Here is an 18,062-nt window from a genome sequence, read left to right as displayed (position 1 = left end):
TAGCGGGTTTCCCTGCGCAGCCCTATCGCTGGACTGGCCCGATCCGGGCCGGCCGCTCGATGGCTGGCCGGCGCTCGACATGCTGACCAGCGAGCGGACCGTTGCCTGCCCGCATCATTCCGGACAACACCACTCATTCCGCGGGTTATGGCCGGCAATCTCGCTGATATAGCAATTATAGTTGACCGAAACCGCGTATTCGGCAATCTTATTAGCTCATCGGCAGGTGGCCCTCCGTACCGGACTCCTTAGCGCAGCTGCCGCCGGTGGCGGGCCGCCATGGCCGAGAACGACAACGGTGGTCGCGGACAGGCCGGCAAGGCCGGATGGCGGCGAAGCCGATGCATGGGAGGAAACGATGCCGAAACGTTTGCCGATGCTGCTCGTCTGCAACACCTTGGCCCTGGCAGCGGTGCCGACGGTCGCGGAGGCCGGGAAGGACGACGACACGCTGACATGGGTCACCGCGACCGAAATAGACACGTTCGATATCTATTACCAGGGTTTGCGGGAGGTCGTCATCACGACCTTGTACAACTGCGACTCCCTGATCTACCGCGATCCGATATCCGGCGATTACGAGCCTCTGCTTGCCGAGTCCTATCGATGGGTCGACGACGTCACCCTCGAGCTTGACCTGCGCGAGGGCGTCAGGTTTCACGACGGCACCGATCTCGACGCCGAGGACGTGGTCCAGACGTTTCGGCACGTGATGAAGCCCGACAGCGGCATCAATGTCCGCCTGGCCGTCGACTGGATGGACAGCGTCGAGGCGCTCGGCCCCCACCGGGTGCGCATCGTGGCCAAGGCGCCGACGCCGGCGGCCCTCGAGTTCCTGTCCGGCAATACCCCGATCTACCCGTCCGGCCACTACGACAAGGCGCCGAGCGTCACCAACGCCGCCGGCGAGATGCGGCGGGACTGGGGAGCGGTCCGCCCGGTCTGCACCGGCCCGTACAGAATGACGGGCTTCGAGGCCGGCACCTCCGCGACCTTCGAGAAGAACCCGGACTATTTCCAGGGAGGGCCCAAAGGCCAGCCGACGATCGGCAAGATCGTCTACCGTACCGTCAGCGACAGCGAGGCGCAGCTCGCAGAGCTCCTGACCGGCAGCATCGACTGGATCTGGGGCGTGCCGCCGGAGAACGTCGAGCAGCTCGCCGGCATGGGCGACGTGACGGTGGAGACGGCACCGACGACGCGCATGTCCTTCCTGGCCCTGGATGCCGCCGGCCGCTCCGGCGACACGCCCTTGAAGGATGTCCGGGTCCGGCGGGCGATCTTCCACGCGATCGACCGCGAGGCGATCGCCAAGCTGGTGGGCAACTCCGCCGAAGTGCTGAGGTCGATGTGCCACCCGGACCAGGTCGGCTGCACCGCCGACGTCACGCAATGGGACTATGATCCCGAGCAGGCAAGGAAACTTCTTGCCGAAGCGGGCTATCCCGACGGCCTGGACCTCCCCTTCTACGCCTATCGAGACCGGGCCTATTCCGAAGCGGTCCTGGCTTATCTGCGCGCCGTCGGCATCCGGCCGGATTTCCGCTTCATCCAGAACGTTGCGTTGCGGCCCCTCGTCATCGAGGGCAAGGCGGAGATGGCGCACCTGACCTGGGGGTCGCAGGGCATGCAGGATGCGTCCGCATCGGTCAGTCTCTATTTCAGGGGTGGCGTTGACGACTATGCTCGCGACCCGGAGGTAACGGCTTGGCTCGAAGCCGCCGACAGCACGATGGATGTCGCCGAGAGAAATAAGCTGTACGAGAAGGCATTGGAAAAAATCAACGATCAAGCGTATTCCATTCCTCTCTTCACCTATGGGCGTGCCTACGCATTCAATGATAAGCTCGATTATACTGTGACCCCGGACGAGATTGCTCACTTCTATCTCGCCGGATGGAAGTGAACGAGGTCTGCTGGAGACAGGGTCGCGGCCGTGGCCGCGACCCGCTGCATCGTCAGGGAGGACCGGCATGGGCGCCTTCGTCGTCAAGCGGCTGATCGTGACAGCCCTGGTGCTCGTGGTTACCTCGATGATCTCGTTCTCGCTCGTGCATCTCTCCGGAGATCCGGCGGTGGCGATCGCGGGCGAGAAGGCGTCGCAGGCCGAGATTGCCAGCATCCGCAGGCTCTACGGCTTCGACCGCCCGTTCCACGAGCAGTACCTGAACTGGGTCGGCAGGTTCGTGGAGGGCGACTTCGGGCGCTCCACCTACCTGAAGGAGGAGGTCGGGTCGGTGTTGGCGCGGCATATCCCCGTCACCGCCCGGCTCGGCATCCTGTCCCTGCTCTTCGCGCTGGTGGTCGCGGTGCCGCTCGGGGTGGTCGCCGCGCTGCGCCCGAACAGCCTGGTCGACCGCGCGGCGCTGGTCGTAGCCGTCGCCGGCCAGGCCATGCCGTCCTTCCTGTCCGCGCTGGTGCTGATCTACGCCTTCGGCGTGGCGTTGCGCTGGCTTCCGATCTCCGGCAGCGCGACCTGGCTCCATTTCATCCTGCCGTCGGTCGCGCTGGGCTACTACGCCGCGCCGGCGATCATGCGCCTGACGCGCTCGGGGATGCTCGACGTGCTGCAATCCGATCATGTCCGCACCGCGCGCGCCTACGGGCTGCCGGCCTGGCGCGTCGTCATCCGGCACGGGCTTCGTCACGCCATCGTCCCGGTCGTCTCGCTGGCGGCCGTGCAACTGGGCTACTTGCTGGGGGGTCGGTGGTGATCGAGGCCGTGTTCTCGATGAACGGCATCGGCAATCTCGCCTGGCTGTCGATCCGGCGCCACGACATCGAGGTGATCCAGGCGATCCTGGTCGTGATCGCGGGATCCTATGCCCTGCTGACCCTGGCCGCCGACCTGCTCAACGCCGCACTCGATCCGAGGATCCGCATCCGGTGAGTACGATCGCGAACGATACCCCAGCGGTTTCTGCGTCTGGCCGGGCAGCGGCGGCCGTGCCGTCCCCGGGCCGGATCGCGTTTCGCCGTGCGCTGCGCCATCCCGGGTTCTGGATCGGCGGCGGCATTCTTCTCCTTTTCGTCCTGGCCGCGCTCGCCGCACCGCTGCTCACCCCTTACGACCCCGCCACGCAGGACTTGTCGCATCGACTCGCGAACCCGGTCTGGGCGGCGTCGGGAAGCTGGGAGCACCCTCTCGGCACCGACCATCTCGGTCGCGACTATTTCGCCCTGCTGCTGTATGGGGGGAGGATCTCGCTGCTGGTCGGCTTCGCGACGATCGTCCTGTCGACGCTGATCGGCGTGACGCTCGGGATCGCGGCCGGCTATTGGGGCGGGTATCTCGACCAGGCGGTGAACTTCCTGCTCACCGTCCGGCTCACGCTGCCCGTCGTGCTCGTCGCCCTGGTCGCCGTATCCGTCCTCGGGCAGTCGTTGCCGCTCCTCGTCATTGTGATCGGCGGTCTGCTGTGGGACCGGCTCGTGATCGTCACCCGGACGGCGACCCAGCAGCTCGTCCGGCGCGAGTTCGTCGTCGCGGCGAAGTCGATCGGTTGTTCGACGCCGGCGATCCTGCTCCACGAGATCCTGCCCAACATCACCGGGCCGCTGATCGTCATCGGCACGATCGAGCTCGCGCGCGCCATCTTGATGGAGGCGACCCTGACCTTTCTCGGTCTCGGCGTTCAGCCGCCGCTGACTTCCTGGGGGCTGATGGTGGCGGAGGCGAAAAGCCAGTTCCTGTTCCGGCCCTGGCTGATCGCGGTTCCGGGCACGGCCCTGGTGCTGCTGATCTTGTCGATCAATCTCCTGGGCGATGCGCTGCGCGACGTGACGACGCCGGAAGGACGGGCTTGACGCCATGGTGCCGCTGCTCGACATCCGAAACCTGACGCTGGACATCCCGACCGCCGACGGCACGCTGCGCCCGGTCCGCGGTGTCGACCTGGCCGTGGCCCGGGGGGAGACGGTCGCCATCGTCGGCGAGTCCGGCTGCGGCAAGAGCCTTACGGCACTGGCCATCATGGGGCTGCTGCCGCGCGGCGCCAGGCTGGCGGCCGACCGCATCGCGCTGTCGCAACAGTCCCTGATCGGCCTCAGCAGCCGGCAATGGCGCTCGATACGCGGCAAGCGCATCGCCATGATCTTCCAGGACCCGATGACGGCCTTCGATCCGTGCTACCGGATCGGCGACCAGATCGCCGAGATTCTGCGACAGCACCGCCCCGCCTCGGCGACGGCGGGGCGCATGGCCGCCATGCTGGCCAGGGTCGGAATCGCCTCCCCGGACGAGCGGCTGCGGCAGTATCCGCACCAGCTGTCCGGCGGGCTGCGTCAGCGCGTGATGATCGCGACCGCCCTGCTTTGCGAGCCGGACCTGATCATCGCCGACGAGCCGACCACCGCGCTCGACGTCACGATCCAGGCGCAGATTCTCCGGCTTCTCGTCGATATCCAGAAGGAAACCGGCTTCGGCCTCGTCATCATCACTCATGATCTCGGCGTGGTCGCCGGCGTTGCGGATCGCGTCGTCGTCATGTACGGCGGCGAGGTGGTCGAAACCGGCACCGCCGCCGCGGTGATCGGAGCGCCGCGCCACCCCTACACCGAGGGCCTCATGCGCTCGATCCCGGTGCCCGGCAAGGTCGGGCGCCGGGCGGCGCTGGGCTTTATTCCGGGCATGGTGCCCCGCCCCGACGCGGTCCGGACCGGTTGCGGCTTTCTCGACCGCTGCCCCTACGCCGATCAGGCCTGCGGCGTCGGGGCGGTGGCGCTGCGCACCGCGCCCGATGGCCGGACCATGCGGTGCGCCCTGCCGCTCGACGGCAGCGGGCGGGCGCCGGACGCCTGGACCCGCCCCATCACCTCATGAGGGGAAGATGAGCCTGATCGACATTCACGGCGTCACGCGCGCGTACCACCTCGGGGGCGGGTTGCGGCGCCGTGCCGTCCTGCAGGCCCTGCGCGGCATCGATCTGGCGGTCGAGGAGGGCGAGATCCTCAGCCTCGTCGGCGAGTCCGGCTGCGGCAAGAGCACGCTTGCCCGCCTCCTCATCGGCATCGAGGAGCCGAGCGCCGGCACGATCACAGTCGCCGGCCGGCCGATATCGAGCTACGGCCGGCTCGAGCGCGCGCGGCTGATCCAGCCCGTGTTCCAAGATCCCTATTCCTCGCTCAACCCCCGCAAGACCGTGGCGGCCATCGTCGCTGCGCCGCTCGACGTGCAGGGGGGAGAAACCTCCCGGTCGCGCATGGCGGCGGTGCACCAGATCATGGACGCCGTCGGTCTTCCCCGGTACCTGGCGAACGCGTATCCGTCCCAGCTGTCCGGCGGCCAGCGCCAGCGGGTGGCGATCGCGCGCGCCCTAGTCGGCAGACCGAAGATACTCGTCTGCGACGAGCCGACCTCCGCGCTCGACGTCTCGGTGCAGGCGCAGATCCTCAACCTCCTCGCCGACCTGCATCGGGCCTTCAAGCTCACCGTCGTGCTGATCACCCACAACCTTGCCGTGGTGAGCCATCTGACGGATCGGGTGGCGGTCATGTATCTCGGACGCATCGTCGAGGTGGGAACGACCGACGGCATCTTCGCGGCACCGCATCATCCCTACACGCGCGAACTGCTGCGCGCGGTCCTGCGGCCGGAACCGGGAATGCAGCTTCCTTCGCTGCAGCTCAAAAGCGACTTCCCCAGCCCGACGGCGCCGCCGCCGGGCTGCGGTTTCAATCCACGTTGCGCCCGGACGACCGAGCTCTGCCGCCGGACCATGCCGGACATGAGCCCGCTCGATGGGCGGGCCGTCGCCTGCCACCACCCGTTATAGACGCCAGGCCGCCCGGCCGGTCCTTCGAAGGGCTCATTGCACACGCCGCCAGGTCATGGTCGCGATGATCCTCCTGCCGTCCCAGGGGCTGAGGATCGGCCCGTTCACGATCGTCAGGGCGTCGCCGTCGAGCTTGAAGCGCCTCTCCTGGTCGGTACCCGTCCAGGTCTCGTTCCAGGAAACCTCGACGTGATGGACGACCTTGTCGCCATCGACGCTGTAGCGCCCGGCATAGGCCGTCAGCCCCTTGAACAGGGCGAGGGCCTCCTCGTCGGTAGGAGAAACGCCTTTCGGTTTCGCGCGCCCGCCCGGCACGTTGACGACGGAGAAGCGGCCGTCCGCCGTATAGGTCAGGAAGCCCTGCGGGGCGTGTCCGCGGGGATATTCCTTCTCTCCTGTTTCGACCACTTCCTGCAGATGGCCCACGAGGCGCCAGGTGGCGACGAGGCCGGTTCTGCCGCCTGCGGCGTGTCCGGCCGCCCGTGCGGGGGGTGTCGTCCGCTCACTCATGGTCCCTGCCTCCTGAGAGCGATCGGGCGGCTCAGCCGCCCAGAGCGCCCTGCGTGTTGACGAAAAGCGCGTAGACGGCCCGGCCCGTCACCATGAACAGGCGGTTTCGCTTCGGGCCGCCGAAGCACAGGTTGGCCGCGCGCTCCGGCAGGGCGACGCGGCCGATCGGCCGGCCCTCGGGCGAGAGGACCAGGATGCCGTCCATGCCCTCCTTCACGGCCCCGTAGGCGCACCACAGATTGCCGTCGACGTCGCACCGGATCCCGTCGGGCGCCTCGCCCTCGCCGCAGGTGAAGAACACGCGCCCATTGGCGAGCCGGGTGCCGTTGCCGACGACGTCGTAGACGCGGATGCTCACCGGCCTGGAGAAGGAATCGACGATGTACATCTTCTTCTCGTCCGGCGCGAAGCACAGGCCGTTGGGAGCCGCGACATCGTCGGCGACCACCGTCGCGCGCCCCGTGCGGGCGTCGAGGCGGTAGACGTTGTTGGGCAGTTCCGCCTTTGCCTGGTTGCCCGCGTAGTGGCCGCTGATGCCGAAGGGCGGGTCGGTGAACCAGATCGCATCGTCGGAGGCCACCACCACGTCGTTGGGCGAGTTGAGCGGCTTGCCCTCGAACGCGTCGATCAGCACCGTGATCGAGCCGTCGTATTCGGTCCGGGTGACACGGCGCCCGTGCTCGGCGGTGATGAGCCGTCCCTGGCGGTCGCGCGTGTTGCCGTTGGCGTAGTTGGCGGGTTCGCGGAAGACGCTGACGATGCCGGTCGCCTCGTCCCACTTCAGCATCCGGTTGTTGGGGATGTCGCTCCACACCAGGTACCGGCCGTCGCCGAACCACACCGGCCCCTCCGTGTAGCGCGTCTCGCCCGTCGCGATCCGTTCCACCGCGGCGAAGAACACGATGTACTTGTTGAAGCTCGGATCGAGCGCCTGCACGGCGGGATCCGGATAGCGGGGGCTCGGCCGGAACTCGGCCCGGCTCCTGCCGGCGATGGCGCTGGCGGCGAGCGCGCCGGCCCCGCCCAGTATGAACCGTCTCGACAGCATCGTGACATCCCTCCCATCGGCAATGCGAGGACCGTTCCGATCCGCCAGGAGGGATCGGGCTTGGCCGCTTTCGGGTTTTCCGCCGTGTTGGCCGCAAAAATCGGCGTAAAAAGCAATTCTTATTGACCAATATCACTGAAAGCGCAATCATGCCAGCCGGATTTTGTGCCAAGCGCAGCCAGTGCCCCCGTTCCCGGCCGCCTGCGGGAAGCCAGCAAGAGGATGAAGTCGTGACCGCTTCCAAGTTCCCGGTTGCCGACGAAGCGCGGGGGAGCCCGTCTCCTGCTGCGAGCAAGGCGGATGTGATCGCCGAAGAGACGGCGCGCTGGCTGGGCGGGACGTTTGCCGTCGATGCGGCGCGGGGCCTCGGCCGACCGGCCCCAGTCACCGATTGCGGCATCGACGTGAAGCCGCTCTACACACCGGCCGACCTCGAGGCCGCCGGCTTCGACTACCGGACCGATCTCGGCTTTCCGGGCGAGTATCCGTTCACACGCGGCGACCGCGGCGCCATGAACCGGGGCGAAGGCTTCGTCGTCTCCGCCTATTCGGGATTCGGCGAGGCGCGCGTCTGCAACGGCCGGTTCCGCACGCTGCTCGACTGGGGCGTCGAGCAGATCCTCGTCGCCTTCGACCTGCCGACCCAATGCGGCTACGACTCCGATCACCCCATGGCGACGGCCGAGGTCGGGCAGGTCGGCGTCGCGGTCAGCTCGCTCGCCGACATGGAGCTCCTGTTCGAGGGAATTCCGCTCGACGGCCTCAAGCGTGTCGGGACGCTCGGCAACTCCATCGGCCCGATCGTGCTCGCCCTGTTCGCGGCTCTCGGCGAGAAGCAGGGCGTGCCGTGGTCGCGTTACGTCGTCAACCTGCAGAACGACCCCTTGAAGGAATACATCGCCCGCGGCACCCAGATCCTGCCCGCCGCGCCGGCCGCCAAGCTCGCCTGCGACGCCGTCGAATGGTGCATCGCCAACGCGCCCGGATGGTCGCCCATGACGGTGTGCGTCAATCACATCAATGCCGGCGGCGCCGGCTCCAGCCTGGGAACGGCCATCGCGCTGGCCAATGCCGGCCACTACATCGACGATCTCCTGGCGCGCGGCCATTCGATCGACGACGTGGCGCCGCTCATCCACATGTTCCCGGACGAGCGGCACGACTTCTTCGTCGCCATCGCCAATCTCCGCGCCCTGCGGCGGATCTGGGCGCGGCGCATGCGCGAGCGCTACGGCGCCACGCGTGCCGAGGCCATGGCGCTGCGCACCACGGTCTACGGCCACGGCCAGGAGGCGTTGCAAGAGCCGCTCAACAACGTCGCGCGCATCGGCTTCGGCACGCTCGCCTACGTGCTCGGCGGCGCCTCCTACGTCTATATCGCCTCCTATGACGAGGCGGTGTCGACCCCGGGCGAAGCGTCGCTGAAAGTGGCGCTACGCACCCAGCAGGTGATCGCCCACGAGCACGGCTTCGCCGACACGATCGATCCGCTCGGCGGCTCCTACTACGTCGAGACCCTGACCCACGAGGTCGAGCGGCAGATCCTCGACGCGCTGGAGGTCATCGAGGCCAGAGGCGGAGCACTCCCGGTCATCCAGGACGGGTTCGGCCGGCAGCTGATGACGACGGGCGCGGTCCGCCGCCAGAAGGCCATCGATACCGGCCGGCGGCCCTGGGTCACCGTCAACCTGTGGCCCCAGAAGCCCGACGTCGCCAACACGGCCTTCCGCATCGATCCGAGCCTTGCGCGCGAGCAGCTGGCGCGTCTCGATCGCGTGCGGGCCGAACGCGACGGCGCGCGCGTCGCCGCGGCGCTGCGTGAGGTGCGCGCGGCGGCGCAGAGCGGCGCCAACGTCATGCCCTCGGTGCTGGAGGCTGTGCGCGCCTATGCGACGGTCGGCGAGATCGTGGATGTCTGGCGCGACGTCTTCGGTCACTTCTCGCCGTCAACGGACTTCTGATCGGCTGCCATGTCCTTACTCTCCTCGAAGCGCAAGATCCGCATCCTCATCGCCAAGGTCGGCCTCGACGGCCACGACGTCGGCGCCCGCGTCGTCGCCCGCGGGCTGCTCGAAGCCGGCATGGAGGTCATCTACACGGGCTTGCGCCGCACGCCGGAGCAGGTGGCCCGCGCCGCGATCGAGGAGGACGTCGACTGGATCGGCGTCAGCATCCTCTCCGGCGCCCACATGACGCTCCTGCCGCGCCTGCGGCATCTCCTCGACGAGGGCGGTGCGGACGACATCCGCATCATGGCCGGCGGCATCATCCCCCAGGAGGATATTCCGCGGCTGACGCAGGCGGGCGTGTCGCGGGTCTTCCTGTCGGGCACCTCGGTTTCCGAGATCGTCGATTACCTGATGGCCGAGACATCCCATGCCTGACGCTGCCACGCCCCCCGTGCTTGCGACCCTGACCCGGCGCGCGGCGCGTCGCTTCGCCGAGCGCACCGCGCTGATCTGCGGCGAGCGCCGCTGGACCTTCCAGGAAGTCGACCGGCTCGCCGACACGCTGGCGGCGCGGCTGGCGCGCGCGCTGCCGTCCGGCGCCCGGGTCGGCCTGTTCATGGCGAACCGGCCGGAGTATCTGTTCCTCCAGAGCGCGTTGGAGCGTGCCGGGCTGGTGCGCGTGCCGATGAACGCCCGGTTGACCGCGGCCGAGGCTGCGGCGATCGTCGCCGACTGCGGCGCCGCCGCCGTGTTCTGCGACGCCGGCACTTCGCCGCGGCTGGCGGCTACCGCCACCTGGACCTGCCCCGTGGACGGCGGTGCCGCGCAGGGCGGGCCGTCCTTCGACGAACTTCTCTCTCCCCCTGGCGACCAGCTGATTCAAGCCCTGGCCGGACGGTGCCCGGTGCCCGACGACATCGCCTCGATCAACTACACGTCGGGCAGCTCGGGGCGGCCGAAGGGCGTGATGCTCCGTCACCGGCACTGGCTCGCCGTGACCCGCAACATGCTGGTCGACCGCGACATCCGCGGCAGCGACGTTCTCGCCCATATCGGTCCGCTCACCCACGCCAGCGGCACCTACGTGACGCCGTGGTTCCTGCGCGGTGCGACCAACGTGATCGTCGAGGGCGGCGTCGACGGGCTGCTCGACACCATTCCCCGGCTGGGCGTGACCGTCTTCACCTGCGTGCCGACGGCGCTGACGCGCATCGTCAACCACCCCGACATCGACCGGACCGACACCTCGTCCCTGCGCGCCATCGGCTACGGCGCCGAGCCGATCCCGCGCAACACGCTGGAGAAGGTCCTGAAGCGGTTCGGCCCGATCCTGACCCAGAACTACGGGTTGACGGAAGCGATGATGACCTGCGCCTTCCTGTCGCCCGAGGACCACTTCGATTCCGACGGCCGGCCCCGTGTCGGCTGCATCGGCCGCCCGTACAGCTTCGTCGAGATCGTGGCCAGGGCCGAGGACGGAACGCCGGTCGCCGCCGGTGAGATCGGCGAGCTGACGGTGCGCGCCGACCACGTCATGGACGGCTACTGGCGCCTGCCGGCAGAGACCGCCGCGGTCCTGCGCGGCGGCTGGCTGTGGTCCGGCGACCTGTGCCGCATCGACGAGGACGGCCTGATCACGCTCACCGGCCGTAGCAAGGACATGCTGATCAGCGGCGGCTTCAACATATATCCGCAGGAGATCGAAGCGGTGCTGACGAGCCTCGCCGATGTCGCCGAAGCGGCGGTCATCGGCGTTCCGGATGCCGAATGGGGCGAAATCGCCGTCGCCTTCGTGGCACCGGCGCCGCGTGCCCGTCTTTCCGCCGAGGCGTTGCGGGCCGGCTGCCGGGACATTCTCGGCTTCAAGACGCCGAAGCGCTTCCTGATCGAGGAGGCGCTGCCCAAGAACCCAAACGGCAAGGTGGACAAGGGGCTTCTGCGCGCCCGCCTCGCCCAGCTTTCGCGCGAGGACGGTCATGTCGCAGCACAATGACGTCGTCGTCGCGGCGTTCGCCCGCACGCCCTTCGGCCGGTTCGGCGGCGTCCTCGCCGACGTCTCGGCGCCACGCCTCGCCGCTCTGGCCATCGACGCGCTGCTCGACCGCAGCGCGCTCTCGGCGTCGGAGGTGGAAGCGGTCTACATGGGCGTAGGGATGATCGCCGCCGCGACGCTGACGCCGGCCCGCCAGGCGGTGCTGCTGTCGCGTCTCGCGGACACGACGCCGTCGCTCGCCGTCGACCGGGCCTGCTGTTCGGGCATGAGCGCGATCGGTATCGGCTGGCGCGACATCCGCCTCGGTCTCGCCGAGGTGGTGATCTGCGGCGGTGTCGACGTTCTGAGCGCCACGCCCCTGCTGTGGCCGCGGCGGCGGGGTGGGGCGGTCGGGCCGGTGACGGTCGCCGATCCGCTGACCTTGCGCACGCCGACGGTCGACGTGCCGATCGCCGCCTATACGTCCCAGGAGGCGTTGAGCCACGGTATCGATCGGGCGGCCCAGGACGCCTGGGCGCTCGGCAGCCACCAGCGCTACTTCGCCGCCGAGGCGGCCGGGTACTTCGACGCCGAGCGCATCGCGGTCGAGGCGCCGGCCGCGAAAGGCGGCACCACGCGGGTCGTGGCCGACGAATCGCCGCGCCGCGACACCTCCGCCGAGAAGCTGGCGGCGCTCGCGACGGTCCATGGCAGCCTGACGATCACGGCGGGCAACGCCCCGGGCCTGAACGACGGCGCCGCCTTCCTGCTCCTGGTGTCCCGGCGGTTCGCCGAGGAGCGCGGCCTGCCGGTTCTGGCGCGCATCAGCCACTATGCCCAGGTGGCCGACGGCCCGACATCGGGCTCCTACACGCCGGCCATCGGCATCGCCAAGCTGCTGCGGGCCGCCGACCGCACTGCCCGGGACCTCGACCTGATCGAGATCAACGAGGCGTTCGCGGCGACGCCGCTGGTCAGCACGCTCCGCCTCGCGGACGGCGACGCGGCCGCCGCGGACCGGCTGCGCGCCAGGACCAACAGGCACGGCGGAGCGGTCGCCATCGGGCATCCGCTCGGCGCCAGCGGCGCGCGCGTCGCCATGACCCTCGTCAGCGCGCTGCGGCAGCGCGGCGGCGGCTTCGGCGCGGCGGCGATCTGCGGGGGCTTCGGCCAGGGCGACGCCCTGCTCGTCGACGTGCCATGACCGCGCGGTCGGGCCCAGCCGCCGACCCCGCCTCGGTCCGGAGGTTGTCGCGCGCGATCAGCGTCGTGGAGAACCGCGCCGCCGGGCATCGCGAGATCCTGGCCTGCGCCTATCGGGCCGGTGGGGCGGCTCGCGTTGTCGGCGTCACCGGGCCGCCCGGAGCCGGAAAATCCACCCTCGTCGACGCGCTGACCGCCCATTGGGCGCAGGCGGGCGAGCCGGTCGCGGTGCTCGCCGTCGACCCGGCGAGCCCGTTCTCAGGGGGGGCCGTGCTCGGCGACCGCGTGCGCATGGACCGCAGCGCCGACCTGCCGGGCGTCTATGTCCGCAGCCTTTCGGCGCGCGGCGAGGGCGGGGGCCTGAGCGCGGCCGTCTGGGACGTCCTGGCCGTTCTCGGCGAGGCCGGCTTCCATCGCGTGTTGCTGGAGACCGTCGGCGCCGGTCAGGCGGACGTCGCCATCGCCGATGCCGCGGACTGCACCGTCGTCGTCGGCGTGCCGGGCCTCGGCGACCACGTGCAGGCCGCCAAGGCCGGGCTCATGGAGATCGGCGACCTTTACGTCGTCAACAAGGCCGACCTGCCGGGCGCGGTCGCGACCGCGGCGCAGATCGACACGGCCCTGTCCGCCGCCTATGCCGGCGAGCCGGGCGTCAACGCCGTATCCCCCGGCTTCCACGGACCGCAGCCGGCGACCTCGCCAGGGCGCCGGGCATTGATGTCCCGGCACGGCGATCCGAGCCGCGAGGCGACGGTCTGGCGTCCGCCGACGCTCCTCGTCAGCGCGGGCAAGGGGGAGGGCATCCCGGAGCTGGCGGCATCGGTCGATGCCTTTCTCGCCTGGAGCGAGGCGGGCGAGCGGATGCGGGCACGCCGACGCGCCCGCATCCGCTCGCTGGTCGCGCGCGAACTCGGCGCGGCGTTGCTCGCTCCCTATCTCGATCCCGGCGAGCCCTTCGGGGCGGCCCTGGCCGACTGGGTGGAGCGCGTCCTCGACGGGCAGGTCAGTCCCGTCGAGGCGGCGGCCGCCCTCGCGGCGCGCGAGGCGCCGGCCCCGCCGCCGCCGCGAGGGGGCGCGCCATGATGTCTCAGCGTGTCTGGACGGTGCTCTTGCGCGGTGTCTTGGAGCTGCGTACCGCCGAAGCGCGGGGCCTGAACTTGAAGACGCGCTTGTGGACTTCGAGAATGGTGCGTGTGTTGACGCGGACGATTCCGTCGACTTTTGAGAGCTGGTTCGTGACGAAATCGACGAACTCGGTATTGTCGATGAAAGTTGCTCCAGCGAATATGTCGAAACTGCCTGTGGTGATATAGACGAAATATATCTCGGGGATCGCCGTCAACTCGCGAGCTACTTGGCGGATGCGGCGCGTCACCACTTCTATCTCCATCATGACCCAGACGGAGTGACCTAGATGCAGTGGGTTCGTCAGGGCGACGAATTCGATGACGTTGGAGTCCACGAGCCGCGCGAGCCGGCTGCGGATCGTCGATTCGGGGACGTTGAGCGTCTCCGCGATCGCCTTGGCCGGCGCGCGCGCGTCCTTATGCAGGTAGTCGATGATGCCCACGTCGATGTCGTCCAAGACCGGCACTGCATTCCTCGCTGCTGGTTTTCCCAGGGCCGGGCGCCCGAGCCCAGCCTGAAGAGTACTATCTTCGAGTTGAATCGTCACAGCGGGTGACGTGTCGGTTGTTTTTTTCATGGTGTCGCGGTGCCTGCAGGAAAATTGCCACATGGTGGCGGATTCCGTACTATAGGCGCTGGAAATATCCGAAAACATCAAAAATGAACGCCGGTCAAGGCAAGTGCCCTGGCCGGCGGGCGGAGGAAACGAACGATGGCCGCGGTAGAGCTTCGGAACGTCAGAAAGTCTTTCGGGCACATCGACGTCATTCACGGGGTCGATCTCGCCATTGCGGAGGGTGAATTCGTCGTGCTCGTCGGCCCGTCGGGGTGCGGCAAGTCGACGTTGCTGCGCACGATCGCGGGCCTCGAGGCCATCTCGCAGGGGGCGATCTCCATCGGCGGCCGCGAGGTGACGGAGTTCGCGCCGAAGGATCGCGACATCGCGATGGTCTTCCAGAACTACGCCCTCTATCCGCACATGACCGTGCGCAAGAACATGGCGTTCTCCTTGACGCTGCGCCGCCTGCCGGCGGCCGAGATCGACACCCGCGTCGCGCGCGCCGCCGAGATACTGAGCCTGACCCCCTTGCTCGACCGCTATCCGCGCCAGCTCTCCGGCGGCCAGCGCCAGCGGGTCGCCATGGGCCGCGCCATCGTGCGCGACCCTCAGGTCTTCCTGTTCGACGAGCCGCTCTCGAACCTCGACGCGAAGCTGCGCGTCCAGATGCGATCAGAGATCAGGGATCTTCATCAGAGGCTGGGCACGACGTGCGTCTACGTCACCCACGACCAGGTGGAGGCCATGACGATGGCGGACCGGATCGTGGTCATGCATCAGGGCAGGATCGAGCAGATCGGCGCACCGCTCGAACTTTACGACCGGCCGGCCAACCTGTTCGTCGCCGGGTTCATCGGGTCGCCGTCGATGAATTTCATTCAGGGCGCGATCCGCAGGAACGGCGCCGGCGCCGTCGTCGAGACCGATGGCGGGTTCGCCCTGCCGCTCCCGCCGGACGCCGAAGGGGAGGATGGCCGGCCGGTCGTTTACGGCGTCCGTCCCGAGCACCTGTCGCTCGGCGGTGGCGACGACGCGATCCCTGCGCGGATCAAGCATGTCGAGCCGACCGGCGCCGACACCTTCGTGTTCGCGGACGTCGCCGGCACGCAGGTCTGCTCGGTGTCGGCGAACCGTGCGCGCCCTGCGGCGGGCAGCATCGTCCGGCTGCAGCCGCAGGTGCCGGCGGTGCATCTCTTCGATGCCGCCAGCGGCCGGACCCTGCGGTCGGCCCCGCCGCTGCACTGACCGGGCCGGCGGAACCAGGTCGGCCGCCGCCGCTCCCGGTCAGCGGCGGCCCTGGCCCGGCATCGGGAAGGGGGCGGGGTCCAGAAACCGCTCGAGCACGTTCCGGGTCAGCCTGGCGATGTTGTTGTCGTAGCCGTCGTGCGAGAGGGCGCCGGCATAGGCGATCGAACCGGTCGAGAACACGGCACCTCCGTTCGGGCATTCGAAGAACACCATGTCCGCGCGGACCCTCTCGCTGTGCAGGGCGCTCGTCGCGGCGTTGGGAACCAGCACCGCGTCGTTGGCCAGATGAAAGCTGCCGGGGTGCCGTTCAGACGACGCGACGACGAGCGGGTGCGCCGGCGACCCCTGGCCGACGTCGAAGGCGTCCAGCTCCTCGCCGGCCGCGCCGCCGCCGAGATGGCCGAAATCGCCGAGGATCTCGTCGTCGATGCCGGCGAAGATGAACGCGGCGCGCGGGTCACGGCTGTCCGCCCGACGCCGGTAATACGAAGAAACGTCGAAACCCTGCGCGATGAAGCCGACCCCTGCTATCGCGTTCGGCGGCCGTCCCTGGCGGCTCCACAGTCCGCCCTGCTCGCCGGTGAAGCTCATGTGGTACTCGCCCGGCGCCGCGTTCCAGGCGCGCGTTCCGTCCTCGGCCCGGCGGACCTCCACGACACCCGGGCAGCCCGGCCGGTAGGCGATGCGCCAGTAGAACCCGTTGCCGCCGAGATACATCATGCGCCCGCCCGCCTTGAGATAGGTCTCCAGCGCGTCGAGCATTTCGAGCGAGGCGTATTCGGGGTGCGAGCCGGTGACGACCGTCCGGTAGGGCGCCAGCAGCGCGGCGCCGTGCTCGTGCAGGTCGTCGTCGGTGATCACGTCGTAGCCGCAGCCGGTCTGCTCGAGCCAGTCGATCACGAACAGGTCGCTGCTGAAGTTCCACAGCCGGCCTTTGGGCCGGAAATTGGTCATGGGCCGCAGCCGCGTGCCGTAGCACACGCCGCTGCCGTCGCTGTGGAGGCAGTAGGTCGACAGCCCCAGCCGGTGTTGCAGGAGCCGCATGTCGGTGACGTCGAAGTCGAGGAGGTGGCCGCGCAGCATTTCGGTTCCCGCGGCCAGGAAGCGGGAGCGGTTGTTGGCATAGATCGTGTAAGTGGCCGTCGGGGCGAGGAAGGCCACGCGCGCGCCGACCGTGCCGGCCGGTGGCCGGACGAAGAAGGGGACATGGGTCTCGGCGCCGTCGCCGCGCAGGCGCATCGCGTAGACGCCGCTGCGCAGGGTCTGCGGGATCGTCAGCGCGATGTCGGTCTGCCAGCTGGCGTCGTCGACGTCGTCCTCATGGAAATGGATGGCGCCGTACTGACCGGGCGCCAGCCTCCAGTCCGTCACGCGTCCATCCCAGTTGTGTCCGGTCACCGCGCGGGTCGGCTGGTTGACGGCGCTGCCATGCCCCTGCCGCGGCGACAGGTCGACGACGCGGTCCGAGCCGATGTCCTGCGAAAAATCCGGAGCGGCCACCAGAACGTCGCGGAAATCGCGGCAGTCGGCGTCGCTGGCCAGACGCTCGATGTCCGCAAGCGCGAGGGCGGCACGGGCGATGCGCGGACGCTCCAGCTTGCCGTTGAAGTGGCCGCCGGGCGCAACCCCGTCCGCGTCGCCGCCATGCCAGGCCGCAACCAGCAGCGATGCGTCGCCGGGCGTCGGCTCGATGGTCGCCGCGTGCCGGACGGAGACCGGGCCGTCGCAACGGAAGCCGTGGCCGCCGATCGGTAGCTGGTGCAGGTCCACGATGCCGGAGGCGGCATCGAAGCTCGCGGCGAGCAGATACCAGTGCCGCTCGACGAGCGGCACGCCGGTGGTGTAGTCCACCGACCCGGCGCCGTCGCCCAGGCGCAGTGCGAGCGCACCGGCAGCGTCCAGGCAGAGCGAAAAGCCGCGCCGCGTCGCCTGCGACCACGTTCCGACGAGAGCCTGCTCGCCGCTCGCCAGGCGGGTCGGCCAGGCCAGGACCTGGACCGTGAAGCTTTCCGGCGGCGGTTCGAGCGCCGGCAGCACCAGGTGCGACCCGAGCCGCAGCGGCTGAACCCGGCCTCGATAGATACCGCTCGCCGGCGTCGGAACCTCGTCCTCGCGATAGCCTTCCCCGTCCGGCCCGCTCTGGGGGGCTCGCAACCGTACGAGGTCGGCCCGGTAGGTCTCGACGCCGAGGCAGCTGACCTTGACGTCGACGGTCTGTCCCGGCGCGACGCTGATCGTATCGGCGTAGGCGAGGATCGCGCGGGACGGATCGGGGGCCGCGACCGGTTCGGCGCTCGGCGGCGGCAGCGCCGGCTCGACAAGCGCCGAGGCGAGGTCGTGGCCGGTCAGCGCCTGCCAGCGCAACTTGAACACGGTCCACTCGGCCTCTGCGGGGTCGGTGAAGACGATGCCCGGCACCGGCACCGGCATCGGCGGCGTGCCGCTCATCCGGGCCAGCAGCCACTGCGCATGGGGCTTGGTGACGATCAGGCAGTGCTTGCCCTCGATGGGCATGCTGCGCATGCGGTCGAGCACCGCCTGCAGGTCGGGGCTGTGGGCGCCGAGCGGCCTGCGCTTGAACTCGCGGGCAAGATCAAGGCGCGAGGGATCGATCTCGTACATGCCGTATGCCTCTCCTCGGTTGCCGAGCGGGACCGGGGCCGTTCCCCGA

General features: G+C 69.2%; 14 protein-coding genes and 1 pseudogene. 11 read left to right on the top strand and 4 right to left on the bottom strand.

Annotated features, from left to right (window positions below; translation table 11 throughout):
* The first annotated feature begins 358 nt into the window (after positions 1-358).
* The 5 genes and pseudogenes from VGO20_RS16630 (at position 359) to VGO20_RS16605 (ending at position 5,774) form a co-directional block, all read left to right on the top strand.
* A complete protein-coding gene (locus VGO20_RS16630) occupies positions 359-1,906 on the top strand; it encodes an ABC transporter substrate-binding protein (RefSeq protein WP_327503494.1) in 1,548 nt (515 codons plus the stop codon).
* A 67-nt stretch (positions 1,907-1,973) separates the two neighbouring features.
* Positions 1,974-2,890, top strand: a pseudogene (locus VGO20_RS16625) (ABC transporter permease).
* Positions 2,891-2,946: 56 nt separating this feature from the next.
* A complete protein-coding gene (locus tag VGO20_RS16615) occupies positions 2,947-3,807 on the top strand; it encodes an ABC transporter permease (protein WP_327503491.1) in 861 nt (286 codons plus the stop codon).
* A gap of 4 nt (positions 3,808-3,811) precedes the next feature.
* Positions 3,812-4,822 (top strand): ABC transporter ATP-binding protein, encoded by a 1,011-nt coding sequence (locus VGO20_RS16610; RefSeq protein WP_327503490.1) that lies wholly within the window; start codon positions 3,812-3,814, stop codon positions 4,820-4,822.
* A gap of 7 nt (positions 4,823-4,829) precedes the next feature.
* On the top strand, positions 4,830-5,774 hold the full coding sequence (locus VGO20_RS16605) for an oligopeptide/dipeptide ABC transporter ATP-binding protein (RefSeq protein ID WP_327503489.1): 945 nt from the start codon (positions 4,830-4,832) through the stop codon (positions 5,772-5,774).
* 33 nt (positions 5,775-5,807) lie between these two features.
* On the opposite strand, the gene VGO20_RS16600 is transcribed toward VGO20_RS16605, so the two are convergent.
* Both VGO20_RS16600 and VGO20_RS16595 read right to left on the bottom strand, forming a co-directional pair.
* On the bottom strand, positions 5,808-6,284 hold the full coding sequence (locus tag VGO20_RS16600; RefSeq protein WP_327503488.1) for a lipocalin-like domain-containing protein: 477 nt from the start codon (positions 6,282-6,284) through the stop codon (positions 5,808-5,810).
* Between the two features lie 31 nt (positions 6,285-6,315).
* A complete protein-coding gene (locus VGO20_RS16595; RefSeq protein ID WP_327503487.1) occupies positions 6,316-7,332 on the bottom strand; it encodes an SMP-30/gluconolactonase/LRE family protein in 1,017 nt (338 codons plus the stop codon).
* A gap of 230 nt (positions 7,333-7,562) precedes the next feature.
* Here VGO20_RS16595 and VGO20_RS16590 point away from each other — a divergent pair, with 230 nt between their 5' ends.
* The 5 genes from VGO20_RS16590 to meaB are packed head-to-tail and all read left to right on the top strand — an operon-like array spanning position 7,563 to position 13,539.
* The gene (locus VGO20_RS16590; protein ID WP_327503486.1) at positions 7,563-9,293 is read left to right on the top strand and encodes a methylmalonyl-CoA mutase family protein; all 1,731 of its coding nucleotides are present in this window, start codon (positions 7,563-7,565) and stop codon (positions 9,291-9,293) included.
* A gap of 9 nt (positions 9,294-9,302) precedes the next feature.
* Complete coding sequence (locus tag VGO20_RS16585) at positions 9,303-9,716, top strand: cobalamin B12-binding domain-containing protein (RefSeq protein ID WP_327503485.1); 414 nt, start codon at positions 9,303-9,305, stop codon at positions 9,714-9,716.
* Positions 9,709-11,274: a class I adenylate-forming enzyme family protein gene (locus VGO20_RS16580; RefSeq protein WP_327503484.1), complete on the top strand. Its 1,566-nt coding sequence runs from the start codon at positions 9,709-9,711 to the stop codon at positions 11,272-11,274. Before VGO20_RS16585 ends, VGO20_RS16580 begins: the two co-directional genes overlap by 8 nt.
* Entirely contained in the window at positions 11,258-12,457 is a 1,200-nt protein-coding gene (locus VGO20_RS16575) for a thiolase family protein (RefSeq protein ID WP_327503483.1), read from the top strand. Before VGO20_RS16580 ends, VGO20_RS16575 begins: the two co-directional genes overlap by 17 nt.
* On the top strand, positions 12,454-13,539 hold the full coding sequence (gene meaB / locus VGO20_RS16570) for a methylmalonyl Co-A mutase-associated GTPase MeaB (RefSeq protein WP_327503482.1): 1,086 nt from the start codon (positions 12,454-12,456) through the stop codon (positions 13,537-13,539). Before VGO20_RS16575 ends, meaB begins: the two co-directional genes overlap by 4 nt.
* A gap of 4 nt (positions 13,540-13,543) precedes the next feature.
* On the opposite strand, the gene VGO20_RS16565 is transcribed toward meaB, so the two are convergent.
* Complete coding sequence (locus VGO20_RS16565) at positions 13,544-14,356, bottom strand: Lrp/AsnC family transcriptional regulator (protein ID WP_327503481.1); 813 nt, start codon at positions 14,354-14,356, stop codon at positions 13,544-13,546.
* On the opposite strand from VGO20_RS16565, the gene VGO20_RS16560 reads away from it, so the two are divergent.
* Positions 14,297-15,388, top strand: coding sequence for an ABC transporter ATP-binding protein (locus VGO20_RS16560; protein ID WP_327503480.1), 1,092 nt, complete (start codon positions 14,297-14,299; stop codon positions 15,386-15,388). The genes VGO20_RS16565 and VGO20_RS16560 overlap by 60 nt on opposite strands.
* A 39-nt stretch (positions 15,389-15,427) precedes the next feature.
* Here VGO20_RS16560 and VGO20_RS16555 read toward each other — a convergent pair whose 3' ends face one another.
* Positions 15,428-18,013, bottom strand: coding sequence for a N,N-dimethylformamidase beta subunit family domain-containing protein (locus VGO20_RS16555; protein WP_327503479.1), 2,586 nt, complete (start codon positions 18,011-18,013; stop codon positions 15,428-15,430).
* Positions 18,014-18,062 lie beyond the last annotated feature (49 nt).

Origin of the sequence: Arenibaculum sp., assembly GCF_035998295.1 — a bacterium.
Taxonomy (GTDB): domain Bacteria; phylum Pseudomonadota; class Alphaproteobacteria; order Azospirillales; family Azospirillaceae; genus DASYHS01.
The sequence above is the reverse complement of the archived record's forward strand: the minus strand, read 5'-3'. Positions and strand labels throughout refer to the sequence as shown.